Source organism: Alistipes megaguti (assembly GCF_944320325.1).
Classification (GTDB): Bacteria; Bacteroidota; Bacteroidia; order Bacteroidales; family Rikenellaceae; genus Alistipes; species Alistipes megaguti.
The window spans coordinates 42074-67763 of sequence record NZ_CALUHA010000013.1; the positions used below are offsets into that span (position 1 = coordinate 42074).

Consider the following 25690-nt stretch of genomic DNA (forward strand, 5'->3'; position numbering starts at 1 on the left):
GCAAAAATTTGAATTCGTTCATGAACCGTTATTTCCAGACCCCACCGGTAGTCAAGAACCTGATTATCATCAACGCTCTGATCTACCTGGCGATGGCGCTCATCCCCGAAGCCTACCGCTTCCTGAACCATTACGGAGCGCTTCAGATCGGCCCGCGGATGCTGGGCTATGAATTCCATACCTACCAGTTCATTACCTACATGTTCCTCCACGCCAATTTCGAACATGTCTTTTTCAATATGTTCGCACTGTGGATGTTCGGACGTACGCTGGAGTATGATCTGGGTTCGCGGCGCTTCCTGATCTACTACATGGTCTGCGGCGTGGGCGCGGCGCTGATTCAGGCCGCCATCACCGTGGCCATGGGTCAGCCGATGGCTCTGGTCGGTGCGTCGGGGGCCGTGATGGGACTGCTGCTGGCCTTCGGCGTGATGTATCCCAATGCCGTGATCATGCTGCTCATCCCGCCCATCCCGATGAAGGCCAAATGGTTCGTCATCATCTACGCCGTCCTGGAGCTCTTCCTCGGGTGGAGAGGCGTAGGCAACGTGGCCCACTTCGCCCATGTCGGCGGCATGTTGTGGGGATATCTGATGCTCCAGTGGTGGAAACGCCGCGGTATGATCCGTTTCTGAAAGATGGCCTCCGAGTACTACAGCGGTTACGGCGAGCGGCCGGCCGCAAAACGACGCCGCAGCTGGATCGTCTGGCTGTTGGATGGCGCGATGACGCTGCTCTCGGCCGTGGTGGCCGTGGTGCTGGTGCTGACCTATCTGGTCCCCTATGTTGATCCGGCCCGCGTGTGGTTCTTTCCGGTGCTGGGACTCGCGGCACCGATCACCTATGTGGCTGGTGTCATTCTGATGTTCTACTGGATCATCCGCTGGCGCTGGCTGAGGGCCGGCATGATGATTCTGATCGTTGTGATCGGTCTGTTCAAGGTCTCGCTCTTCTGGCGCCCCGAGATCCGGCGCACTTACGAACAGACGGAGGATTTCGACCGCGGAACCTTCAAGGTGATGACCTACAACGTCCGCAGTTTCTACGGCGAAAACGGCCACAGCAGCGTTGGCGACATCCTGCGGCTGATCGACGAACAGGATCCCGACGTGATCTGCCTGCAGGAGTTCAATGCCCGGCTGGCGGCGCGTTCGGAGAAGTTTGCGCTGCTGGATGAACGTTACGAAAGTGCCGGCTTCGGGCGTACGTCGGCCCCCGATTCGGCCTACGAGGCTCCGCTGGCGGTGCTGAGCAAGTTCCGGATCCTGCGCTCGGGAACGGTGCTGACTCCCGCCTCGTCGGTGTGGGTCGACCTGCTGGTGGGCGAGGACACGGTGCGCGTCTTCAACAACCACCTCCGCTCGACGGCCATCAATGCCTCGGACAACCGCTACATCACCGAGCACCGCTTCCTCTCGGATACGGCCCGCGAGACTAAGATCCGCAGCATCGTCGACCGCCTGCGTGACAACAGCGTGCTGCGCGCCGCACAGGTCGACAGCATCGCCCGCGTGATCGACGATACCCGCACGCGGATCCTGGTCTGCGGCGATTTCAACGATACGCCCGTTTCGTATGTCTACCGCAAGATGGCCCGCGGACTGCGCGACGCCTTCCGCAGTTGCGGATCGGGCTATTCGCATACGTTCCGCGGCTTCTACAACACACTGCGCATCGACTATGTGCTGTGCGGCGGTCTGGAACCGATCACCTACGAAACCATTCCCGTAGATTATTCGGACCACCATCCGGTGCTGGTGCGGATGAAGAAATCGGAGGAGGACTGAGCGAGCCCGATAACCCTGAATTGCAAGATAACCCTAAAAATAGAAAACTATGATTCTGGATTCTTTGAAAAACAGCGCACTCTACTACGGCGTACATCCGCGCATGAAGAAGGCCTTCGAACTGATCGCCTCGACCGACTGGACGAAGGTGGAGCCCGGTATTCACGAGCTCGACGGCCGGGATATCTACGTCAACGTCCAGGAGCGCTTGCTCAAACTGAAGAAGGATGCCAAACTCGAGGTGCACAACGAGTATATCGACATCCAGGTGCTCGTCAGCGGCACGTGCGAATCGTTCGGCTGGAGCGAGCGCAAGGATCTCTGCAAACCGCAGTCGGAGTTCAACAAGGAGAAGGATATTCAGCTCTTCGACGATGAGCCCCAGACCTACTATACGCTTCGTCCGGGCCAGTTTACGGTGCTCTTCCCCGAGGATGGACACGCTCCGATGGTGGGCGAGGGGACGGTGCGCAAGATCATCGTCAAGGTGCGCCTGTAGTTCCGCGCGGGCGGGAAGGGGCTGATTCCTTCCCTTCTGATGGAAAAACGCTCATGAAAAACCCTGCTGTCTTTGGGCAGCAGGGTTTTTTGTATGGAGAGGTGGCTGCGGAAGAGCGGGAGTCGGTCCGTATCAGAGGCGGGTGCCGGGCGGCATCGGACGGGTGTAGGGCCGTATCGGATGGGCACCGGGTCCGCTTTCCGCACCCTCTTCCGGAGTGTCAGGCCACGGCGGGGCGGGACGAGTGGCGCACTCCGAAGCGGATGCAGAGCCACGAGCAAAGGGCGCAGACCACGAAGACCGTACCCGTCGAGAGAAGCGTGTTGCCCATGCCGACGAGCGGCGAGACCACACCTCCGAAGGCGAAGCAGACGGCTCCCAGCAGGGCCGAACCTGTTCCGGCCTGTTCGCGGGCGGCCTCCATGGCCAGTGCCGTCGAGGAGGTGAAGGTGAGGCCCATGGCGAAGAGCAGTGCAAAGAGCAGCATCTCGTAGGTCCAGAATCCGCAACCCGATGCCAGCGCAATGGCTTCGGCTGCGGCGAAGAGGATCATGCCCCGGCAGCCCGTGCGCGTACAGCGTTCGGGCGAGCGGAACTTCACCGAGAGGGCAGCAGCCGTACCGATCGAGATGGCGTTGATGGCGAAGCAGATACTGAATTCGAAGGCCGAGAAGCCGTAGTGCTGCTGGACGATGAAGGGTGACGAGGCGATGTAGGCGAAGAGGACACCCTGTGCGAATCCGAGCTGGAGCGTGTAGGCGCGGTAGCGGCGGTTGCGGAGGACGGTGGCGAAGCCGTGCAGCAGATCGCCCCAGCCGACCCGGCTGCGGCGCTCCAGCGGCAGTGATTCGCGCAGGCGATAGCTGCCGGCAAGAAGGACGACACCCAGCGCGAGCAGGATGCAGAAGATGCCCCGCCAGCCGATCGAGTCGCTGAGCGTACCGCCGACGATCGGGGCCACGACCGGGGCCACGCCGTTCACGGCACCGATCAGGGCCAGCATGCGGGCCAGATCCTGGCCGGCGAAGCGGTCCGTGGCTACCGAGCGTGAGATGACGATGCCGCCGGCTCCGGCCACGCCCTGCAGCAGACGCAGGGCGATGAACTGACTGATGTCGGTGGCGAACAGGCAGAGCAGCGTGGCGGCAATGAAGAGCCACATGGCTGCCAGCAGCGGGCGGCGACGTCCGTACTTGTCGCTCAGCGGGCCGAAGAGCAGCTGTCCGACGGCCAGGCCGATCATGCTGGTTGTCAGTCCCATCTGCACGAGCGACGACGAGGTGTGGAAATAGCCCGTCATGGCGGGGAGCGTCGGCAGGTACATGTCCGTCACAAAGGGGCCGAACGCCGTAAGCATACCCAGCAGAACGAGCAGAAAGAGTTTGCTGTTGTTGTTCATTCCGTACAAATTTTCGTTGCAAAAGTACACTGGTTTTTCCCGGTGCGAGTAGTCGTTTGTTGCCCGGTTTTGTCGCATTTCGGAACAAGAAGGAGGATTCCGGAACACGTCGTCTCCGAAATCCTCCTTCCAGGGGGAAGCTCTCTCTGTCGGGCTATTTGCCGATACCGAAGTAGCGGAATCCGGCGGCCCGGACCTCCTCCCTGTCGTAGATGTTGCGTCCGTCGACCACCACATCGCCGCGCATCATCTCGCGCAGGCGGCCCCAGTCGGGCATGCGGAACTCCTTCCACTCGGTGAGCAGCGCCACGGCATCGGCCCCCATGGCTGCTTCGTACATCGTCCGGGCCGGGAGCACCTCCAGATCGCTCCGCCGGCGGAGAAACTCCGTCACGGCCACCGGATCGCAGATCCGCACCTCGGCACCGGCGCCGACCAGACGCGTGATGACCTCCGTGGCCGGGGCTTCGCGGATATCGTCCGTCTCGGGCTTGAAGGCGACCCCCCAGATGGCCACGCGACGTCCGTGCAGATCGCCCAGCGCGGCGTGCAGCTTCTCGAAGACGACGCTCTTCTGTGCCTCGTTGACCCGTTCGACCGCTTCGATGACCTGCATCGTGTAGCCGTGTTGGCGGGCCGTGGCGGCCAGCGCCTTGACATCCTTCGGGAAGCACGAACCGCCGTAGCCGCATCCCGGATAGAGGAATTTGTTGCCGATACGGGTGTCGGAGCCGATCCCCTTGCGGACCATCCCGACATCGGCCCCCACGCGGTCACAGAGGTTGGCGATCTCGTTCATGAACGAGATACGGGTGGCCAGCATGGCGTTGGCGGCGTATTTGGTCATCTCGGCCGAGGCGATGTCCATGAACAGCACGCGGAAGTTGTTGATCAGGAAGGGTCGGTAGAGCCGGGCCATCAGGTCGCGGGCCTGCTGGCTGTCGACCCCCACCACGACACGGTCGGGCGACATGAAATCCTTGATGGCGGCCCCCTCCTTCAGGAATTCGGGGTTCGAGGCGACGTCGAAGGGCACCTGGCAGCCGCGTCGGTCCAACTCTTCGCGGATGATCGTGCGGATGCGGTCGGCCGTGCCTACGGGAACGGTGCTCTTCGTGACGAGCAGCGTGTAGCGGTTGATGTGCTGTCCGAAGGTGCGTGCGACGCTCATCACCTGGTTCAGATCGGCGCTGCCGTCGGCTCCCGGCGGGGTTCCGACCGCCGAGAAGACCACCTCGACGCGGTCGAGACACTCCGCCAGATCGGTCGTGAAGTGGAGCCGTCCGGCTGCGGTGTTGCGGCGCACCAGCTCCTCCAGCCCCGGTTCGTAGATCGGAATCTGTCCGCTGCGAAGCGCTTCGATCTTTCCGCGGTCGGTGTCCACGCAGGTGATGTCGAGGCCCATCTCCGCAAAGCAGGCCCCCGACACCAGTCCGACGTATCCCGTTCCGACGATGGCGATTCTCATCCTCAGGCCTTGTTACGGAGTTTTTCGGCGACGTTGCAGGCCAGTGCGTGGCAGGCGTCGAATATCTTCTCGCCGAAGCCCTGCCGCATCTCGATGGGGTCGCACAGCGTCTCCCACTTCATCTTCTGGGCGAATTCACCCAGCAGACGTACCGAGGCTCCGGCCCAGTTGAACGACCCGAACCAGCCGAAGCGGCGCTGCGGGATGCAACGTGCGGCCAGTTTGTCGAGCAGTTCGCCCACGGGCGGGAAGAGTCCGCCGTTGTAGGTCGGGCCGCCGACGAGCAGCGTGTCGAAGCGGAAGACGTCACGCAGCACGACCGACGGATCGGCATACGAGAGGTTGTAGAGGCGGATGTTGCGGACGCCTGCGGACACCAGTTCCCGGGCGATGCGCTCGGCCAGTTGTTCGGTGTTGCCGTACATCGAGGCGTAGGCGATCACCACGCCCGGCTCACCCTCGTAGCGGCTCATGCGGTCGTAGAGATCCAGCACGCGGTCGATGTGCTGCTGCCAGACGGGACCGTGGGTCGGGCAGATCGTCCGCACGGGCAGCGTCGCGAGTTTCTGCAGGGCCTTCTGCACCGGAGCTCCGTATTTGCCGACGATGCAGGCGTAATAGCGGCGCATCTCGTCCCAATAGCGCTCGGCGTCGACCTGCGAGTCGGTGATTCCGCCGTCGAGGGCTCCGAACGTACCCATGGCATCCCCCGAGAAGAGGGTCTGCTCTTCGGCACACCACGTGACCATCGTCTCGGGCCAGTGGACCATCGGGATCATGTGGAACGAAAGGCTCTTGCCATCGCCCAGATCGAGCGTCGAGCCCTCCTTGACCTCGATGGCGTTTCCCTTCACGCCGTAGTATCCCTCGACCATCTGCAGGGCCTTGGCATTGGCGACGAGCTGCAGGTCGGGGTAGATGCGGCGCAGGGTGGCGATCGACGACGAGTGGTCGGGTTCCATGTGGTTGATGACCAGGTAGTCGATCCGGCGGTCGCCGATCACTTCGCGGATGTTGGCTTCGAGACGGCTGCCGAATGCCTCCTCGACGGTGTCGATCAGGGCGATCTTCTCGCCCACGACCAGATATGCGTTGTAGGAAACCCCTTGCGGGAGCGACCAGAGACCCTCGAAACGGGTCGTCGTGCGGTCGTTGACGCCGACATAGTGAATGCCGGGAACAATTTCAGTAATTGCCATAAAAGGGTATGTTAAATTTTTGCCGCAAAGGTACGAAAAAAAACGCAAAACAACTCGTTGTTTTTGCGGGCATTCTCAAAATCCGTGCGGTTTCGGCCCCGGCCCGGGGTGTTGTTGCATGCCGGGACTGCAGGGCCGCATCCTCGGAAGGGGCCGGGAGTGGGATGAAAGTCTTATCTTCGGGGTTTTTCAAACCTATTATTATGTTATGGCAACAGTAAAAGTGAAATTCCGGGCCTCGACCATAGCAGGCCGGATGGGGCATCTATTCTATCAGGTTGTTCACGACGGACGTATCGAGCGGATGCGAACCGGATTCCGGCTTTTTCCGTCCGAGTGGGATGCCGGGAGGGGATGCTGCCGCACCGAATCCGCCGCCGATTCCGAACGACGGGAGTACCTGGCCGACGTGCAGCGGCTGATCCTTCAACTCCGGGAACTGAACCGTATGCGCACGAGTGGAACCTATACGGAGGCGCTGCGGAGTTTCGCCCGTTTCCGCCATCAGCAGGATATTCCGTTTGCAGCCATCGACGGCGATCTGATCGAGGCCTATGAGGCCGATCTGCGGCGTTCGGGAGTGAGCCGGAACACCTCGTCTTTCTACATGCGGATTCTGCGGGCGGTCTACAACCGGGCCGTGGAGAAGAACCTCACTCCGCAGCGCTATCCCTTCCGGCATGTCTATACGGGGGTCGACAAGACCGTCAAACGGGCCGTTACGCTGGAATCCTTGCGGCGTCTGCGGATGTTGGATCTGCGGTCGGATTCCCACCTGGATTATGCCCGGGATCTGTTTCTGCTGAGCTTCTACCTGCGGGGCATGTCCTTCGTGGACATGGCCTATCTGAAGCGTTCGAACCTGCAGGACGGTGTGCTGGTCTGCCGCAGGCAGAAGACCGGCCAGCTGCTGCGGATCCGTTGGGAACCCTGCATGCAGGCGATCGTCGACAAATATCCCTTGCGGCATCCGGATTATCTGCTGCCGGTCTTCCGGAGCGGTTTCCCGGACGGACGGAATCAATACAAGAACCGGGGACATTTGATCAACCGGAATCTGAAACGGCTGGGCAATCTTCTCAATTTGCCGATTCCGCTGACTCTCTATTGCGCCCGGCATACCTGGGCCAATGTTGCGCGGAGCCGGGAGATTCCGCTGTCGGTTATCAGCGAAGGCATGGGGCATGACTCGGAAACGGCCACACGCATCTATTTGGCCTCACTGGATACGGGGGTGGTGGACCGCGCCAATCGTTTGGTTATAGATTTGCTCGAAATCTGAGTTTTTGGCTAATGATTCAATCTCTTTCAGGTAGACGTCCTTGAGACCCGTCGTCTCCTCCAGCACACGATAGGCGGCTTCGGGAAGCGTCTCGTTCTCGAGAATCATCGAGCCGGGCAGTTTCAACGGGTCAAGATGCGAGTCGGGCTTGTAGTAACGCCGTTCGATCAGCAGCACCCGGGGGAAGATTTCGGCGAATGCCGGGTGCCCTGTTACGCTAACACCCGCCATCCTGCATCTTCTCGTCCGAACCCCTTGCCGCCCCGGCGGTCAATGTCTGAACATCCCGGCCGTAAAGGGGATGCGGCGCCCTTCCCGGTCAATCATGCCGGCTTCGAGCACACCACCGTTGGTATCGAAATAGCGGAGTTCGATGGGGTGGAGTCCCCGTTGGAGGGCGATTTGTCCGCTGCGCTCGGAACGCGAATGGAGACCGTCGTTGTCGACGACAAGTCTGCCTCCGATCCGGAGCATGCTGCCATCGTCCGAATAGGTGTAGAACGAATAGATCCCGTCGTCGGGGATTTCGATATACCCGTCGAAAATCAGCCCGATATCTCCTACCACATTCTCCGGGATGGAGATTTCATGGCTGATGAAGTCCTCCTTGAGCGGAGCTTTGTCGATGTCGGCACAGCAATCGCCTCCGAAGTCGAACCAGCGGACAAGCAGGCCTTCGACCAACGTCCCCTCGGGATTCACCGCCGACAGGAAATTCATCCCCTCGAAGAGGGCATCTGCCAGATCGCCCTCGACACCGCGGACATCGTAGCAGCGCATCCGCAGCTTGCAGTCCTTATCGACGGTGAAAGGTGCGGTATAACGGATTGCGCCGGTGTCGGGGATTGATCCGTCGAGTGTGTAGTAGAGCGTTGCACCCTCCGGCACGCCGAGCCTGACGAGGGTGCGGCCGACAAAGACATTGCGATCACAGACGCCTCCGATATCGGGCAGCCGATAGCTCCATCCACTGCGCGACAGCTCTTTCAGGTGATAGGGCAGGCGTTGTTCGAATCGCCCGAAATCCTTGCGGTCGGGGCGGCACCAGGCCGTCTCGGCAAGCGCCAGGAGGCGCGGGAAAAGGCGCACGCCGACGGCCTCTTTCGTAGGAGCCTCCTCGCTCCAGAGGTGGCCCTGTACTCCGTCGATCAGCCGGTCGTATCCGGGCATGCCGTTCGGAACCGGTTCGTAGCCATAGACCTTGGCCAGGGAGTTACGGTCCTGAGCGCCGCTGAAATAGTAAAACTCCGACGAAGATATGATCACATGCTGCCCCTGCTGCAAGGCATCGTTGAGTGTCCCGGGATTCCAGTTACGCCACCACATCACCCGGCTTTGCGGCGAGAGTCCGTCGTGTGCCACCTCGTCCCAACCGACCAGTATGCGGCCGTGTTCCTGCAGGAAGCATTCGAGTTCGCGGGTAAACCACGACTGCAGCTCCTCGATTCCCGTCAACCCGAGGTCGGCAACCCGCTGCCGGCAGCGCGGACAGTGTTCCCAGGCCGTCTGCTCGACCTCGTCGCCGCCGATGTGGACATAAGGCGAGGGAAAGATCTCGAGGATCTCGGTCAGGACGTTGCGACAGAACTCGAGCGTCGCGTCGTTTCCCAAACAGAGCGGTGTCGAAAAGTTCTTCCCCCAGGCACCGCCCTGCCCGTCGCACGAGAGCTCGGGACGGGCACGCAGGGCTGCCAGCGAGTGGCCCGGGAAATCGATCTCGGGAATGATCTCCACGCCGCGCCGGGCGGCATAGTCCACCAGATCGCGGAGCTCCTCCCGGGTGTAGAATCCGCCGTAGAGTCCCTCTTTGAAGCGGTCCTGAGGCAACAGGAAACGACGGTCCCGGTCGGTATGGGCCCGGGCCAGACAGAGCGAATCGTTGCGGTCCGGCTCGCGCCAGGCCCCGTGTTCGGTCAGCTGCGGATAGCGGCGGATCTCGACCCGCCAACCCTGATCGTCGGTCAGGTGCAGATGCAGTCGGTTGAACTTGTAGAGGGCCATGCGGTCGATGAGCGACTTTACCTCGTCGACCGTAAAGAAGTGACGGGCCACGTCGAGCATCACGCCGCGCCAGCCAAAGCGCGGTTCATCGACGATCTCCACCCGGTGCAGCCGCTGTGCATCGGCGCTCCAGAGGAGCTGCCGGAGGGTGGATGTCGCCGAGATCACCCCTTCGTAGGAGCCTCCGCAGAGCTCGACGCCGTTGCGTAGAACCCGCAGCCGATAGCCCGCAGCCGGCAGGGTCGGGTCGAGTCCGAGGGTGATCGGCACACTCCCGGCTCCGGACCCGGTGATGTGGAACCCCTCCTGCTCCATACACTCTGAAAGGAGGTCACCCGCCGGGCGCAAGAGGGTATCGGCCGTACGGACCGTCACGCCGTGCGACAGGTCGAGCACGCCGTCTCCCCGAATCACCTTGGCCGGAGTTGGGATCAGCAATGACTCCTCCCGCCCGAAATCCGCACAAGCGGCCAGTCCGGACATCAGGAGCCCCAGCATGGAAAGTCGAATAATATTCATATGGAAATCAATAATTTGCGGTCTGTTTCAGTTTCAAATTCTCCGACGAGGGCCCGATTGCGAACTCGAACTCTCCGGGTTCGACTACCCGTTGCCCGAACCGGTCGATCAGCGAGAGGGACTCCTCATTTACGTCGAAACGCACCGTCTGCGACCTGCCGGCCGGAATCGTCACCCGCTGGAAGCCGCACAGCCGGCGTACGGGGCGTACGGTCGATGCCACAAGGTCCGAAACGTAGAGCTGCACAACCTCGTCGCCGTCGCGCTGCGAGACGTTGCGGACCCTGCATGAGACCTCGTAACCTCCGTCTGTCGGCTCGACGCGCAGCGAATCGTACTCGAAACGGGAGTAGCTCAGGCCGTATCCGAACGGATAGAGCGGTCGGGCCGAGGCATCCGTATAGTCGTGGTTGGCGGGCCGTTTCTTGTTGTAGTAGATCGGAATCTGTCCCACCTCGCGGGGGATCGACAGCGGCAGGCGCCCCGCCGGGTTCACCCGTCCGAGCAGCACGTCGGCCACGGCATCGCCGCCCCGCTGGCCGGGATACCACGCCGCGAGCAGCGCATCGGCCTGCTCCGAGGCCCAGCGCATGTCGAGCGGTCGTCCGGCGACGTAGACCACCACCAGCGGTCGTCCCGTGGCCTTCAGCGCCTCGAGCAGCTGCTGCTGGGCGCCCATGAGCGCGAGCGTGGCGCGGTCGTTGCCTTCGCCGCACTCCATGTCGCTCACTGCGCGGTTCGAGGCCTTGGCCGCTCCGGTTGCGAGGAACTCCGTCTCGAAATCCCGGGCGCTCGACCCGCCGACCACCGCCACGACGACATCCGCACGCCGCGCGGCTGTCACCGCCGCCGCAATCTCCGATGCATCCGTGTCGCGCACGCCGCAGCCGCGTACATACTCCACGCGGTCGCGCCCCAGGGCCTGCTCCAGTCCGTTGCGGACCGTATTGGCTGCCGACTGCTGGGCCGTATAGTCGCCCAGTTGGTTGTAGATGCGGTCGGCATTGGGGCCGACGACCGCCACGCGGCGCAGCTTTGCGGCGTCGAGCGGCAACGTGCCGTTGCGGTTCTCGAGCAGCGTAACCGACTGCCGGGCCACCTCCAGCGTCGCCTCCGAGTGGGCTTCGGAACCCACCTCGGCAACCGCATCTTCGTCGACATAGGGATTTTCGAAGAGCCCCATCTCGAACTTCAGCGCCAGCACGCGCCGTACCGCCCGGTCAATCTCCTCTTCCGGAACCAGCCCCGCCTCGACCGACTCCTTCAGCGTGGAGAAGGCCGCCCCGCGCAGGTCGACATCGACCCCCGCGTCGAGGGCCTGACGGGCGGCGTCGGCTACATCCTCCGCCACACCGTGTGTCTCCCAAAGCCCCTCGATGCTCACCAGATCCGAGATGACGAAGCCGTCGAAGCCCCATTCGCCGCGCAGAATGTCGGTCAGCGTGTGGCGGTTGCAGGTGCACGGGATGCCGTCCACCGAGTTGTAGGCCGTCATCACCGAGCGGGCGCCGGCCTCGATTGCCGCCCGGAACGGCGGCAGGTAGGTTTCGCGCAGTTCGCGTTCGCCCAACAGGTTCGGACCGCCGTTCTGCCCCGCCTCCGAGGCACCGTAGGCGATGAAGTGCTTGAGCGTTGAGAGGGCGTGCCGCGGATGCGCGAGGTCCGCCGAACCCAGTCCCCGCACGAAGGTTGCCCCCATGCGGGAGGTCAGGAAGGGATCCTCGCCGTAGGACTCCTCGACGCGCGACCAGCGCGGGTCACGCACGATGTCCAGCACCGGCCCGTAGGCGATATGGGCACCCTGCAGGCGGATCTCCGAGGCGATCACCGCCCCCATGCGCTCGATCAGTGCCGGGTTCCACGTCGAAGCCTGTCCCGTAGCCGTCGGAAAGACCGTCGCTCCGATGGCCATGTGGCCGTGGGGTGCCTCTTCGGCCAGGAACAGGGGAATGCCCAGCCGCGAGTGCTCGATGGCGTAGCGCTGCATTTGGTTGGCCAGCCGGGCAGCCAGACGCGGCGTAAGTCCCGTCTCGAGGTTCTTCCGCGTCCACGGATCGGCCCGGAACGCACCCCACATCATGCCGATGTGCTCCTCCTCGACGGCCTGCCGGAACCGGTCGGTCAGCACCACCGAGTCGCCCCGGCGTTCGTACATCTCCCAGCCGTAGGGCGACTGCAGTTGCCCGATCTTCTCATCGAGCGTCATTTGGGCCGTCAGCAGTTCGGCCCGCCGCTGGGGCGACAGCGAAGCGTCGTGCCAGTCGTCGCCGCACGCGGCGAGCAACGCGGCCGCCGCAAAAATCAGATTCGATATCGTCCGTTTCATGGTGTTACCCGTTATTTCTGCGCCCGCCCGCCGGCTTGACCTGATACATGCCCAGTGCCGACAGCACGTACCACGCCGACATCTGGCCGACATCCTCGTTGCCGCAGATGCCGTCCGGGCGGTCGTGGTAGAGCGTCGTGAGGATCTGCCGCACGCGGTCGTCACGCTCCATCGAGCGCTTCATCGCCTCGTAGGCCGTCGTGCGGTCAAAGCCGCCGATGCGTGGATCCTCCTGGCCGGCATAATCCGCCGTATCGGTTTCGAGACCGCCGCAGGCCCCGCAGCAGAGTGTGGAGAGCAGACAGAGAAATATCTTTTTCATCGTCGTCCAGTTTGTTTTTCAGTCGACAAACCCCTTGACCTCGATTGCCGTCACCGTATCGCCGGTGCGAACCGACGAACGGATCACGAAGGGCCCCGGATCCATGAAACAGGTGATCAGACCGAATGTTACCACCGCCTCGGAGTGAGGCTGAATCACATCGGGCCCCTCCATCCGCAAATAGCCGCTTCCGGAGTCGTAAACCGGATGCAGGGTACTGCCCGTGGTGTTGTAGAGCCGAATCTCGCGGGTCCGGAACCACTCCCAGGAACGGAACCGCCGCATGCCGACCGACTCGACGTTGGCCCGGAAAACCCCGGAGAGCACATAGGGGTGGAAAATCTCATGCTCGGGAATCCGGCTGATTACATGCCCCTTGGCAATCAGGGTGTTGAATTTCTTGTAGTCGCCGTTGGTCGAGATTGCCGTCAGCCCGAATGAGAAGTCTCCCAGTCGGTTTGCGGGGTCGAACACCGCTTCGATCACGCCACGCGCTCCGGGAGCCACGGCTTTCCGGTCGAAGACCGGCTGCAGGCATCCGCACTGCGTATGGACATCGAGCAGTACGACCGGCTTGTCCGCAATGTTCGTGAACTCGTAGCGCAGACGTATCGCCCCGTCGACTTCGCGCACCGTATCGAGTTGCTGCGTCGGATTGTCGAAGCGCAGCAGCCGCGGATGCGACTGTGCCGTCGAGAGACCGGGTATGCCCGACATCCCGACCGACAGGATCCACCCCAAAAACCGTTTCATACTCTGTTCATTCGTTTTTCAAAGAGGATGCGGACGGCCGCAGCACGCAGCGACCGCCCGCATCCAGACATCATGCTATCGATTCATTATTCGACAACCGGACAGTGGATCTCCCCGGTCCAGACGGGGTCGCTCGTCGCCTCTCCGTCATAGCCGTTTCCGGAGATATCCTTGAAGACACGATCCTCGGCCTCGTCCAGCCGCCAGTAACCGATCAGCCCCTCGGCCGTCTCGGGATTGACGTAGCACTGGTTGTTGAGCATCTCGATCGGAGTCAGAGCACGGCTCCAGACACGGGCCTCGCTGACCATGCCGTTGAAGCGGCGGTAGTCGTTGGCCGAGCGTCCGATACAGAAGGCGCTGTTGTAGTAGTAGCCCAGGTTCACCGGGTCACGGTCGGCCGACGAAACCGAAGCGACCTCCACACCGTCGATGTAGAGTTTCAGGTTCGAACCGTCGTCAACCGTGGCGACGTGATACCAGCGGTTCAGACTCAGCGGGTTGTCCAGGGCTGCAAGCGTCGAACCGCGGCCGGCCACATTGAGGATGCTGCGCGGCTCGTCGACGCCGCCGATGCTGACATCACCGATGCGGAGCATGAAGTTCTCCTCGACGCCGATGAGCGACGAAATGCCGTGGCTCAGCGAACTCCACCCCTTGGCATACATGCGGATCTCCATCGTGCAGGCCGACAGGTTGTCCAGTTCGGCTTTGCCCTTCATGGTCTTCTCCATGTCGATGTTCCACGAACCGCCCAGATCGACGCCGCGTGTCTTGATCAGCTGGTTGAAGACGATGTAGGTCGTCTGCGAAGCCCCCAGCACCGACATGCCGGTTGACGTGCCGGTGATGTGGAGCGGCAGGCAGTACAGGACGCCGAACTCGAGGTCGTCCATCGACAGGATCTCGACCGATACGGGATCCGACACGGCCGAACCGGCCGCAATGCGAGCTTCGGTGTCCGAAAGATTATAGCTGCCCTCGGGCAGAATCCGGTACGAAGTGCCGTGCTCGGCATTGTAGGTATCCAGTTCCGAAGCCTTGACCTCGAGGAAGACGCCGACGTCCTCGGTCACCTTGGTCGACGAGGTGATGCTCACCGATACGGTTGACGGACCGTCGATGTAGACGTTCGTCAGGGGAGAATTCTCCGTGCCGGTGAAGAAGACGACATCGGTGTACTCCTGCGACTCCTGGCAGCCCGCAGCCAGTGCTGCGGTTGCCAGAAGAATTGCCATCAGTTTATTGGTTTTCATGATAGATCAACATTTTGGATTATTTCGCATAGATATTGAACTCGCCGGTACCCATGTTGCTGCCGTACGAGGCGTTGATACGCAGGTAGCGGACCTTCTGCGAGCCGTAGAGGGCGATATAGGCATCGGGCAGGGAGACGGAGATGCTGCCGGCACTCTGCGACGGCGTGCCCAGCATCTGGTAGTCCACGCCATCGAGGCTGTACTCGATCATCACCTCGTTCGGGGCGTATTTGGCGCCGTAATCCGAGCGCGAGACAAAATACATGCCCGTCATGTCGTACTCGCGGCCCATGTCGACCGTGAAGCTGACCGGACCGCCCCACGTACGGATGTAGGAGGCCTCGTCTCCATCGAAGAGCAGGTCGTAGGTGCCGGTGTGGATACCCTCCGTATCGCAGGCGATGATCTTCCAGCCCGAACGGTCGGCTACCGGCGTCCCCTCGATGCTCGATGCGGAGAAGTTCGTGCGGAAGAGTTCGCTGCTCGTCTCGACGTCGACGGTCACGTAGACTACGCCGCGGCTCTCGCTGACAACGGCACCCGACGGGGCCTGCAGGCGCAGCGGAATGACATAGCCGTTGGCGTTGGTCAGCGACGAAAGGTCACCCTGCAGCGTTACAACCACCTGATCGGTCGACTTGTTGGCGCCGGCCGGGATCTGGCAGGGTACGTTTGCCAGGTTGACATACTGGCTCTCCATGGCGGCGTACGAAGTGCCGTGAGCGGCATTATAGGTGCTGACCAGCGAGTTGTCGACCTCAACACCCACCGAGAAGCCCGAAGGCGACGTGATGGTGGTCTGCACGTTGAACGCCGCGTTCACACCCGAGATGGCACCGGCCACCGTATGGTGCGTCAGCGTACCCGTCAGGACATTGTCTGCGCCGCACTGCGCATAGATCGTCGGATCGGTGCTCTCGATCTGGTAGACCTCCATTTCGTAAAGATTCTGAGACCAGCCCGTGAAGTCGAACGACAACTGCAGGTAACGGGCCTCCACATAGTCGGCCAGGGCTACGTAGTAGTCGCCGGCACTCTACGTCGAACCGTTGTAGACGCTTTCGCCATCGGCAACGGTTCCGGCCGTATCCCATGTTTCGCCGTCCAGACTGTAGGCAATCGAGACATTGCCGATGCCGTAGGTATAGAGGTGCAGACCGGTAACCATCTGCGTCTGCTTCATGTCAACGGTGATCACGTTGCCCGAAGAGGAGAGTCCGCTGACAGCCGTCCCGTTGTTACCGTCGAAGAGGTTGGCCGCATCACCGCAGTCGGCCGTCCACGCCGAGCTGCCGCCGGCCGGGAAGCCTACCATGTCGTCGGCCGAGTCGATGTCGCGGATGACGTTGTTCTCCACGTTGATGCGGACATAAACCACGCCGCGGCTTTCACTGACAACCGCATCCGACGACGAGGTCGTCAGCTTCAGCGGTACGAGGTAACCTACCTTGGCCGTCAGCCCCGAGAGGTCGCCCTGCAACGAGATCCGCACCTCATTCTCCGAAGCATTATCTCCGCCGGCAATGGTCTGCGAAGCGTTCTCCAGCAGGAGATTCTCGCTGGGCAGTGCCTCATACGAAGTCCCGTTCTGTTCGTTATAGGCGGCGATCAGCGAATTGTCGGCAGCTACGGTTGCCTGGTAGCCGTTCTGCGAGGAGATCGTCGTATAGACTTTGAACGCGGCCTCCAGATCACACGTCGAGCCGACACCCTTCTTGTGGGTGATCTTGCCCGTGAGCAGGTTGTTCTCGCCCGTCATCAGATAGAGCGTCGGATCGGTGCTCTCGATCATGTAGACGTCGAGTTCGCTGATCGATGCGGACCGCGACGAGGAAAAGTCGATCGTCAACCGCAGGTAGCGTGCCTCGACGTAGTCGTAGATGGCCACGTAGGTGGTCGAACCCGAGTTTACCGTCTCGCCATCGACCGGGGTGCCGCCCTGTGACCAGCTCTTGCCGTCGAGACTGTACTCGATCGACAGGCGCGACATCGTGCCGCCGTTGATGGAGAGTCCCGTCATCATGTGCGTGGTCTTCATGTCGATGGTCACGACGTTGCCGCTTGCCGAGAAGCTCGAAGAGGTTGACGAGCTGCCGTCGAACAGGTTGGCGAAGTTCGCGCAGTCGGCTGTCCACTCACTCCGGTCACCGGCCGGGAATCCGGCCATGTCGTCCGTTGAGGTGATCGGTCGGATCAGGTTGGTCTCGGTCTCGACCAGCAGGTAGACGGCACCCAGCATCTCGCTCGAGGCCATGCCCGGAGATTCGATCCGCAGGGCAGCCAGGTAGTAACGCTCGGTCAGAGCCGCCAGATCGGCCGACTCGTTGAGCGACAACCGCAGCGGTTCTTCGGTCTGCACGCTGTTCTCGGGGAGTGTCAGCGTTGCATTTTCCATGACGAGATACTCCTCGGGCAGCGCCGCGTACTGGGTCTCATGTTCGGCGTTGTAGTTCTCGACGAGCGAGGCATCATAGACAAGCGACACCGTGGTCGCCGCGTGAACCGGCGTATTGCAGCGCACGTAGAATTCGGTCGAGAAGTTGCCCGACGATCCGGTGGGACGATGCGAAACCAGTGTCGAGAAGAGATTCTCGTCCCCTGTATTGACATAGGCGAGTGTCGGAGCACCGTCGACCGTGACGGTGTAGTCCTCGAACTCCTCGCAGGAGGACAGGGCGACGATCATCGCTGCTGCCGCTGCGGTATATTTCATGATGTTTTTCATAATCTCGATTCGTTTAGGTTATTTGACGACCGCGGGATTCTGCAGCTGGATGCCACGACGCAGATGGCCGTAAGGCATCTCCTTGTCGGCTCCCGAGTCGGTGGTATGGTAGTCGCGCTGCACCATGAAGGCACCGAATCCGCCCTTGTACCCCTCGGACGGCTGGAAGGCTGCCTGGTCCTCCAGACCGCCGCCCGTGGTCCAGTAGTCACCGATATTCTCCGTGTAGATGCACTTCTCCCACGGGAATCCCGAGACGGCCGAGCAGCTGTGTGCGCCGTAATTCTGGCGAACGAAGTAGTTCAGGTAGGGCTCCGTCTCGGCAGGAGGCGTATGGCCGTCGACGATCAGCAGTTTGGTCGTATCAGCGCCCTTCGGGCCGATGAACTGTGCCAGATACTTCACGAAGAGCGTCATACGGTCGCCGTAGATACCGTAAGCTATCTCATCGCTCGATTCGGGCTCGTAGTCGAGGTCCAGACCGTCGATGCCGTTGTCCCACATCTGCTGCAGCAGGTAGTTGCCGTAACGCACGCACCAGTCGGGGTAGGTTCCCGTCGGGTCGTCGGTCGTGGTCTGGTTGACCATATCCTCGTAGGTGAGGCCGAAGTTGGCGTAGTTCTCATTCTCCATGATACGGATGATCGTCGGAGCGACGAGCAGCGTACCCTTCTTGTTGCGCATTTCCCACATCTCCTTGTATGCCAGACTGTTCTGCACCGGATCGGGATAACCGCCCCACAACGAGCAGATATCCACGCTGTCGGGCAGTGCCGAGAAGCGGTAGGCCGGCGTCGAGGGGTCGCCGTTGTAGTCGCCGAACCACACGAAGCAGATCGACCGCTCGAACAGGTTTGCCTTGTAGTTGCGCAGGTTCTCGTAGTATTTCTCGCTGTACTGCTTGGCAGGCTGCAGGTTCAGCGGTTCGTAATCGGTGTCGCAGGCCGCAAATCCTCCGCAGACGAGGCCCAGAACGACGCTTGTTACTATCTTTTTCATATCAGTTCTTGAGTTTCAGGTTCTGTGCTTAATTCTTCTTGTCCCACCAGAGCGTCGTGCCTCCGTTGTCACCCGTCGGGTTCGAGGATTCGCCGTTGAGCGTTACGATGGCATTCTGCACGGCCGCAGCGTTGGTGGCATACTCCGTCGAGGGGAAGTTCAGACGGCGGATCTGCTTCGAGGTGCTGATCAGTCCCGACTGGTTGTTGATTACGTTGGGGAAAATCTTCGGGTAACCCGTGCGACGGAACTCCGACCAGGCCTCCTGACCGTCGGGGAAGATGGCCAGATACTTCTGCGTGATGATCCGCTCGAGCATCGTTTCATCATCGGCCGAATCCTCCCAGGCGATGGTAATCTTGCCCAGCGCCGAAGCCGAGTTCGACGAGACAACCATGTCGGTATAGTCGGCCGGAGTCTTTACGTTGTCGGTCATGTAGGTTTCGACGCCGCTGACCCCCTCGGTCGAGAACGAGCACTCGATACCCTTGTTGTAGTACTCGCCGGCGGCCGTCTTCGAACCGAAGTGCAGCTCGTACTCGGCACGCAGGAACCAGGCCTCGGCCGGTTTCATCCAGACGATGGCGTCGTTGTTCGTGCAGTTGACGCTCGAGAGCAGATCCGACAGCACGTAGTCGGCCGTGATGTTGATTCCGTTGCGTACGCCGCGGTACTCGCCGCGCGAGTTCTTCGTGAAGTAGGCTTCGCGACGCGGATCCTCATAGCCGTTCATGTAGGACTCGATGGTGGCACCGATGCGGCTGTCACCGCCGTTGAACGAGTACTGGATCATGTAGAGCGGATACTCCCACTGGGTGGCCGTGGCGGGTTTGGCAAACTGGGCGATGTCCGAAGCGTCGGTCATCAGACCCACCGAATTGTTGATCGCCGCCTCGGCCTGAGCCTTCGAGAGTTCGCGATCGGCATAGTAGACACGCATGGCCAGGCGCAGACGCAGCGTATTGGCAAACTTCACCCACGCGCGGACATTCCCCTTGTAAATGGGGTCGTAGTTGGCCAGCAGCGTTGCCGAAGGATTCTTTTCATAGAAATCGGTCAACAGCGTAATGGCGGCGTCGAGCTCTTCGAAAAAGCGGTTGTAGATCACCTCCTGGGAGTCGTACTCCTGCTGGATGCCGCTGCTGCCGATCGAAAGATAGGCGATCGGGCCGTAGGTGTCGGTCACACGGTGCATGACGGCCACCTTCAACACGTCGGCCAGTGCTACGGCCTCGGGCGACTCCTCGCGCAGCGCGTCCAGCTGGGCCCACGGCCCCATGGCACGCTGGAAGGCATCGTCATGCATGGCATTGTGCCATTCGGCGGCCAGAATATCATAGAGATTGTTGGCCCGGAAGCTCGATTTCGTTGCTCCGGTATAGCCGGCGAAGATGTTGCCGGCCAGATCCTGAATCACCTGGAAGTTGGCACTTCCGTACTCCTCGCCGCCGACAATCTGGAAAGTCGGGATGACATTCTGTGCCAGCTGCATGAAGTCCGAACCGGTGCGCAGATCGTCCCAGCCGAGCATCTCGTCGGTTGCTTCGTCGGGATTGGTGTTCTTCTCGTAGAAGTCGCCCGTGCAAGCCCCCAGCGAAAGGAGTGCTGCCGCAAGCGAGAGTTTTATGCTGTTCTTGAATTTCATGGCTGATCGTTTTAGAAGGTTACTTTAACCGAGAATCCCAGGTTGCGCAGACTCGGCTGCTGGAAATAGTCGATACCCGACGAATAGGTTCCCGAGCCCGATACCAGTTCGGGGTCGAACGGAGCCTTGCAGTAGAGCATCAGCAGGTTGCGGCCGATGAACGAAACGTTGAGACCCTTGATCCACTTGCACCACTTCTGCACGGGGAAATCGTAGCCGAAGGTCAGCTCGCCCAGACGCACGTTGGTCATCGAGTAGACGTAGCACGAACCGATGGCACCCTCGCCCAGATTGGCCGTCTTTTCGTAGTAGGACTGGATCTTGCCCACGCGCTGGCCGTTGATCAGGACACCGCCGTTGTCGCGGGCCTCGGCCGTGACGGCCGACACGCCGTAGTAGTCCATGGCGGCCTGCGTCAGCGAGACGCCCACGCCGCCTACGCGGGCATTGAACATGAAGCCGAGCGAGAATCCCTTCCAGTTGAAACTGTTGCGCCACGAGAGCGTGTAGGAGGGGTTCGTGTTGCCGGCATAGATGAAGTTGTTGGGATCGGTGGCGATGTCGCCGGCGGGCGATACCCAGATGTAGCCGTGGTCATCGGTCTTGAGCGTGTTGACGTAAAGATCACCCATGCGGCCGCCCTCGCGGACCACCATCTTCACGCCCGTCGTACCGCCCATGACCATCGAGTCCTGGGTGATGCGCTCGCCGTTGATCTCGTAGTCGTGAAGCATGCGCACGATCTTGTTGCGGTTGCGCGAGTAGATGACGTTCGACTGCCAGTCGACCGGACCGAGTTTCTGGTTGACCTCCAGCGAAAGCTCGACACCTTTGTTGTCGACCCGACCGCCGTTGACATACATGCTCGTCTTGGTCGAGGTGGAGGAGATCGAGGGCTGGAAGATCTGGTTCAGCGTGCGGGAGTTGTAGTAGGTAGCGCCGACGATGATCTTGTTGCCCCACAGGCGGACATCGGCACCCACCTCCCACGATTTCGTGCGCTCGGGCTCGTAGTTCTCGGCCGTGAGGAAGGTCGTCGTCTGCGGACCGCTCGACGAAACGGGATAGGTCGGCACGGTGATGTAGCGCATCGGGGCGTTACCTACCTCGGCATACGAAGCGCGGATCTTGGCGTAGGAGAGCACCTTGGACTGTATGCCGAAGATGTCGGTCACTACGGCCGAGAGACCCACCGAAGGATAGAACATCGAGAGGCTCTTGGTATTGACCAGCGCCGTGGACCAGTCGTTTCGGCCCGTCAGATCGAGGAAGACCATGTTGCGGAAGCCCAGCTGAACGGTGGCGAATACCGACTGGGTCTGATCGTTGTAGGTCGTCTTCGAACTGGCCTTGTTGGCGGTCATGTTGCTTAGCGTAAAGAGATTGGCCACCGAGGTCAGGTCGCCTCCGAGCAGCGTGGCCCGGTATTTCAGGTCCTCGATCGAGGCACCGATCGTAGCCGTCAGCGAAAGCTGCTGGTCGAAGAAGGTCTTGTAGATGTTGGCCATCACGTCGCCGTAGCGCTGCATCGTGCGATACTCGTTGTAGTAGTAGCGGCCGTAGTCGCCGGCGAAGAGTTTGTTGGTCGAGGCGTAGTTTTTCTGCTCGGCCAGCATGTCGGTGTAGTCGATGCGGGCGCGGGCCGTCACGTCGAGCCAGTCGGTGATGTCATAACTGAGCGAGGCGCCCATCAGGAAGCGGTTCTTCGCCGTGTTGAACATGTTGCGGTTGATGATCCAGTAGGGGTTCTGCATCGACATGCCCATGTCGCCCCAGTCCCAGTACTGGGTCTTGAAGTTGCGCGAGGCGTCGTAACGCTCATAGACGGCATACTTGTTCAGATCCTCGCTCGGCGAGAGCAGGTAGATCGGCACCAGCGGGTTGTAGTACTGACCCGAGGCGAGCATGTTCTGCTCGTTGAGGTTGATGTACATGCCCAGCACGCTCAGGTGCATGCGGTCCTTGAGGAAGGAGTTGGTATGGCTGGCCGTGAAGTTGTAACGGTTGAACTCGTTGTTGGGGATGATGCCTTCGGCCTTGACCACGCCGGCCGAGAGGTAGGTCGAGCTCTTACCCTTGCCGAAGGAGAGGCTCACGGAGTTGGTGGTGTTGTAGCCCGTCTGGAAGAAATCCTCGGGCGACCACGTGGAGGCCTTCGACATGCGGGTCGTGCTCCACGAACCGAAACTTCCTTCCAACGCTCCGTACGAACGCTGGAAATCGGGCATCATGAAGGGCGACATGAAGGTGGTGGTGTTGCTGTAGGAGACCGAGAGCCCCTCCTCGCCCGTACGCGTCGAAAGCATGACGACGCCGTTGGCGGCCTTCGAACCGTAGAGGGCGGCCGACGAGGGACCCGTCAGCACCGACATGTTGCCGATATCGTCGGAATTGAACATCGAGATGCCGTCGCCCGAGGGGTTCGACGTACGCATGATCGTGTAGGAGGCCGACGGCGAAGCGGTCGAGAGCGACGGCAGCGGAATACCGTCGAGCACGTAGAGGGCGTTGTTGTCGTTGTTGATCGACTTCGTACCGCGCATGACGATCTTCGTCTCACCGCCGATACCGGCTGCGCTGCTGTTGATCTGCACACCGGCGATGCGGCCCGAGAGGTTATTGGCCAGGCTGATATCCTTGGCCTTGAAGACCTCGTCCGTGATGACATTCTGAACGTTGTACGACACGGCACGCTCGGCGCGCTTGATACCGAGAGCGGTCACGACGACGGCCTCCAGCTGCTGGTTGTCTTCCAGCAGGGTGATGTCGAGCATCGTGCGGCCGCCGACCGGCACCGACTGCGAAACATAACCGATAAACGAGATGTTGAGCGTGGCCGAAGCGATCTGGCTGCTCCACGGGAAGTAGAACATGCCGTCGACATCGGTGGTGGTACCCTGAGTCGTGGAGCCGGCAACGAGAATCGTGGCGCCGATAATCGGCATGCCGTTCTTATCGACGATCTTACCCGAGAGACGATCGGCCCGTGCGGGCTGCGGACGGGCCTCGGCCCCCTTGAGGATGACATGCTTCTCGTCGATCGACCAGGTGATGCCCGTACCGCGGAAGAGCTGGTTGAGGGCGGCCTTGAGGTCGCTGCCGCGGAGGTCGAGGCTCACGTTGCGAACGGATTCGATATCCTTCGTGTTATAAAAGAAGGTATAGCCGCTCTGTTGTTCGATCTGTTTGATGACCGACACGATCGGAGCATCTTTCACTTCGAGGGTTATGGGTTTGGTTTCCTGGGCAAGGACCGGCGAGACCAGAACGGTCAGGGCGAGACACAGCGCCCATGCACGATTCTTCACGGCCGTGGCGAATCCCCGGACGGAGGGTATCCGTACGCCATTTCCCCGCCCAATTGTTTGGGAGGTAATGTTTTTTTTCATAGATTTGTAGAATTGAATTGGATTTCTGCATGCAGACCGTTGAGTGCATGCGTTTTTTGATTCGCCATACGGGAAGACGTGCCCTGTCTTTCCGTATGTTCTTTTTTGTTGGAGAGGGTCAGCTTTTCAATGCCATGGGCAGGTTGGTTTAGGTGAGTGTTCGGTTAAGTTGGTTGTTCTGTAGGTTCAATAGACTTCGAAGAGCGTCCGGCCGGCAGTGGCGTCGCGATCGTCCTGCGGCTGATCAATCTGTCTGAAGCGGATATTTGAAGAAATGTTGAAGTAGCGGAAGATTACGTCCAGACTCTGGTTGGAGAAGGTTCCGGTAAACTTGTTGCCGCGCAGACTGTTGTTGGCGATCCGGAACTGGACGTTGTACTTGTTCCCGATGACACGGAGCGCATCCTCGAGCGAGGTGTTGTTCAGTACGATGCAGCCGTCCTTCCACGAGGTGTTGCAGGTGATGTCGGCCCCGTTGAGATACATGAAACCGGTACGGGCGTTGTAGATGGCCTGCTGGTTGGGCATCATGCGCACGAGCTGCCGGTGGTGGAACTGATCGTCGTACTTGACGCCGACACGCCCCGAGACGAGCGTCGTGCGGATGCAGTCGTCATAGGCCTCGACGTTGAACTCCGTGCCGTAGACCTCGATTTCCAACGACCGGGCCTCGACCACGAACTTATGGTCGGGATCCTTCGCCACATCGAAGTAGCCTTCGCCGAAGAGCGTCACTCTGCGCTCCTTGTCGAAGCGGGCCGGATAACGCAGATAGGAGTCGGAGTTGAGCCAGACGCGGGTGTTGTCGGGGAGCGTCACGCAGCTGACCATGCCGGTTGTCGAGCGAATCTCTACCATCGTGTTGAATTCGCCTCCGAAATGGATGAGCAGCCAGCCCGAAAGGAGAACAAGAGGCAGCAGCAGTACGGCGGCGACACGCTCCAGACGCCGGAAGCCGCGGCGCCAGCGTTCGGTCCAGATTCGCGAACGGACGCGTTTGAGTGCGGCCTCGGCATCGATCTGCTGTCGGGCCTTGAGAGCATCGGATGCAAAACAGAGATAGTAGACCTGCTCGGCAATCTTGCGATGATCTGCGGACTGGTTTATCCAGGATTCGATCCGTGCGGATTCGTCTGCCGTTGTCTCACCGTTGTAGAAGCGGACGAGCAGGCCTTCCATGTCACACTCTTTCATTTTCGGGGTTCGTTTTACTTAAAGACCCTTTAATTCGACAATCTCCTAAACGGGAGCGGCTTTTTTTGATAAAAATTTTTTCTGGAGTCGAGGTTTCGCAATAATTTATTACATTCGCATTATGGTTGAAAACCGACAACTCGCTGATATCCATCTTTTGGAACAGATCAGGCAGGGCGACATGCGGGCATACGAGGAGATCTTCACTCGTTACTATACGACGCTGTGTGCCTATACGCGCCTGTATGTGCGGGGAGAAGTCAGCGAGAACATCGTTCAGGACCTGATGCTGTGGTTGTGGGAGAACCGCACGACGCTGCACATCACCGAGTCCCTGTCGCGCTACCTGTTTCGTGCGACACGCAACCGGTGTCTCAAGTATCTGAATCACGAGATGGTCGAGCGTCGGGTGTTGGGGCAGCTTTCCGAGAAGTTGCATGAACAGTTCGAGGCCCCGGATTTCTACGTCATCGAAGAGCTGCAGGAGCGGATCCGCAAGGCGGTCGAGCAGCTTCCGCCCAGCTATCGGGAGGCATTCGAACTCAACCGTTTCCAGCACAAGGCCTATGAAGAGTTCGCCGGTCTGCTGGATATCTCACCCAAGACGGTTGATTATCGGATCCAGCAGAGCCTGAAGCTGTTACGCATAAGGCTCAAAGAATATTTGCCGCTGATCGCCGTTTTGCTGTGGCACAATTGAGCCGTCCGGTTTTTGGAATATTTTCCCGTTCCCCGATTGTGTGACAGGACGTGGGGGGGCCACAAATATCCGACAAAAATATCTCTTTGTAATCCCGAATATTGAGTCTGTAAGCAGGAGTTTGCCAAAAGACCGGTTCCCGGCTTCCATCTCCACCGATTGCTCCACCAAAAGGTGCCGAAAACCGCTGTTTTTTGCGCTGCCGACAAAAAGAGAAAACCCTG

19 protein-coding genes and 1 pseudogene are annotated in these 25690 nt (G+C 60.5%); 5 read left to right on the plus strand and 15 right to left on the minus strand.

The window, feature by feature from the left end:
* Positions 1–20 precede the first annotated feature (20 nt).
* From PUQ42_RS05090 to PUQ42_RS05100, 3 genes are read left to right on the plus strand one after another with little or no spacing between them, the layout of a single operon-like run.
* Positions 21–635, plus strand: coding sequence for a rhomboid family intramembrane serine protease (locus tag PUQ42_RS05090; protein ID WP_087311007.1), 615 nt, complete (start codon positions 21–23; stop codon positions 633–635).
* A gap of 3 nt (positions 636–638) precedes the next feature.
* The gene (locus tag PUQ42_RS05095) at positions 639–1787 is read left to right on the plus strand and encodes an endonuclease/exonuclease/phosphatase family protein (protein WP_122120446.1); all 1149 of its coding nucleotides are present in this window, start codon (positions 639–641) and stop codon (positions 1785–1787) included.
* 49 nt (positions 1788–1836) lie between these two features.
* The gene (locus PUQ42_RS05100) at positions 1837–2286 is read left to right on the plus strand and encodes a NanQ anomerase/TabA/YiaL family protein (RefSeq protein WP_087311009.1); all 450 of its coding nucleotides are present in this window, start codon (positions 1837–1839) and stop codon (positions 2284–2286) included.
* 220 nt (positions 2287–2506) lie between these two features.
* On the opposite strand, the gene PUQ42_RS05105 is transcribed toward PUQ42_RS05100, so the two are convergent.
* The 3 genes from PUQ42_RS05105 to PUQ42_RS05115 all read right to left on the minus strand — a co-directional run bounded on the left by PUQ42_RS05105 (position 2507) and on the right by PUQ42_RS05115 (position 6352).
* Positions 2507–3685, minus strand: a complete 1179-nt coding sequence (locus PUQ42_RS05105; protein WP_273371592.1) for a multidrug effflux MFS transporter — start codon at positions 3683–3685, stop codon at positions 2507–2509.
* Between the two features lie 154 nt (positions 3686–3839).
* A complete protein-coding gene (locus PUQ42_RS05110) occupies positions 3840–5153 on the minus strand; it encodes a UDP-glucose dehydrogenase family protein (RefSeq protein ID WP_273371594.1) in 1314 nt (437 codons plus the stop codon).
* Positions 5154–5155: 2 nt separating this feature from the next.
* Positions 5156–6352: an FprA family A-type flavoprotein gene (locus PUQ42_RS05115; protein WP_273371596.1), complete on the minus strand. Its 1197-nt coding sequence runs from the start codon at positions 6350–6352 to the stop codon at positions 5156–5158.
* 208 nt (positions 6353–6560) lie between these two features.
* Between PUQ42_RS05115 and PUQ42_RS05120 the strand changes: the two genes are divergently transcribed.
* Positions 6561–7634, plus strand: a complete 1074-nt coding sequence (locus tag PUQ42_RS05120) for a tyrosine-type recombinase/integrase (RefSeq protein WP_273371599.1) — start codon at positions 6561–6563, stop codon at positions 7632–7634.
* Here PUQ42_RS05120 and PUQ42_RS05125 read toward each other — a convergent pair.
* From PUQ42_RS05125 to PUQ42_RS05180, 12 genes and pseudogenes are all read right to left on the minus strand, one after another.
* Positions 7572–7811 (minus strand): NUDIX hydrolase, encoded by a 240-nt coding sequence (locus tag PUQ42_RS05125; RefSeq protein ID WP_273371601.1) that lies wholly within the window; start codon positions 7809–7811, stop codon positions 7572–7574. The genes PUQ42_RS05120 and PUQ42_RS05125 overlap by 63 nt on opposite strands.
* 93 nt (positions 7812–7904) lie before the next feature.
* Positions 7905–10154: a family 20 glycosylhydrolase gene (locus tag PUQ42_RS05130; RefSeq protein ID WP_273371604.1), complete on the minus strand. Its 2250-nt coding sequence runs from the start codon at positions 10152–10154 to the stop codon at positions 7905–7907.
* Between the two features lie 7 nt (positions 10155–10161).
* Positions 10162–12480, minus strand: a complete 2319-nt coding sequence (locus PUQ42_RS05135; RefSeq protein ID WP_273371607.1) for a glycoside hydrolase family 3 N-terminal domain-containing protein — start codon at positions 12478–12480, stop codon at positions 10162–10164.
* A gap of 19 nt (positions 12481–12499) precedes the next feature.
* A pseudogene (locus tag PUQ42_RS10335) lies at positions 12500–12802 on the minus strand (glycoside hydrolase domain-containing protein); the annotation flags it as partial.
* Positions 12803–12820: 18 nt separating this feature from the next.
* Positions 12821–13555, minus strand: a complete 735-nt coding sequence (locus PUQ42_RS05145; RefSeq protein ID WP_273371609.1) for a DUF1573 domain-containing protein — start codon at positions 13553–13555, stop codon at positions 12821–12823.
* A gap of 86 nt (positions 13556–13641) precedes the next feature.
* Positions 13642–14811 (minus strand): DUF1735 and LamG domain-containing protein, encoded by a 1170-nt coding sequence (locus PUQ42_RS05150; RefSeq protein WP_122120453.1) that lies wholly within the window; start codon positions 14809–14811, stop codon positions 13642–13644.
* A gap of 19 nt (positions 14812–14830) precedes the next feature.
* Positions 14831–15814 (minus strand): BT_3987 domain-containing protein, encoded by a 984-nt coding sequence (locus tag PUQ42_RS05155; RefSeq protein WP_273371611.1) that lies wholly within the window; start codon positions 15812–15814, stop codon positions 14831–14833.
* Between the two features lie 36 nt (positions 15815–15850).
* On the minus strand, positions 15851–17539 hold the full coding sequence (locus PUQ42_RS05160; RefSeq protein WP_273371613.1) for a BT_3987 domain-containing protein: 1689 nt from the start codon (positions 17537–17539) through the stop codon (positions 15851–15853).
* An 18-nt stretch (positions 17540–17557) separates the two neighbouring features.
* A complete protein-coding gene (locus PUQ42_RS05165) occupies positions 17558–18538 on the minus strand; it encodes a glycoside hydrolase family 18 (RefSeq protein ID WP_122120455.1) in 981 nt (326 codons plus the stop codon).
* Positions 18539–18566: 28 nt separating this feature from the next.
* A complete protein-coding gene (locus PUQ42_RS05170; protein ID WP_273371616.1) occupies positions 18567–20183 on the minus strand; it encodes a SusD/RagB family nutrient-binding outer membrane lipoprotein in 1617 nt (538 codons plus the stop codon).
* Between the two features lie 11 nt (positions 20184–20194).
* Entirely contained in the window at positions 20195–23491 is a 3297-nt protein-coding gene (locus PUQ42_RS05175) for a SusC/RagA family TonB-linked outer membrane protein (RefSeq protein WP_273371618.1), read from the minus strand.
* Positions 23492–23758: 267 nt separating this feature from the next.
* Positions 23759–24766, minus strand: coding sequence for a FecR family protein (locus tag PUQ42_RS05180; protein WP_273371620.1), 1008 nt, complete (start codon positions 24764–24766; stop codon positions 23759–23761).
* 157 nt (positions 24767–24923) lie between these two features.
* On the opposite strand from PUQ42_RS05180, the gene PUQ42_RS05185 reads away from it, so the two are divergent.
* Positions 24924–25466 (plus strand): RNA polymerase sigma-70 factor, encoded by a 543-nt coding sequence (locus PUQ42_RS05185; protein WP_273371623.1) that lies wholly within the window; start codon positions 24924–24926, stop codon positions 25464–25466.
* Positions 25467–25690: the final 224 nt, after the last annotated feature.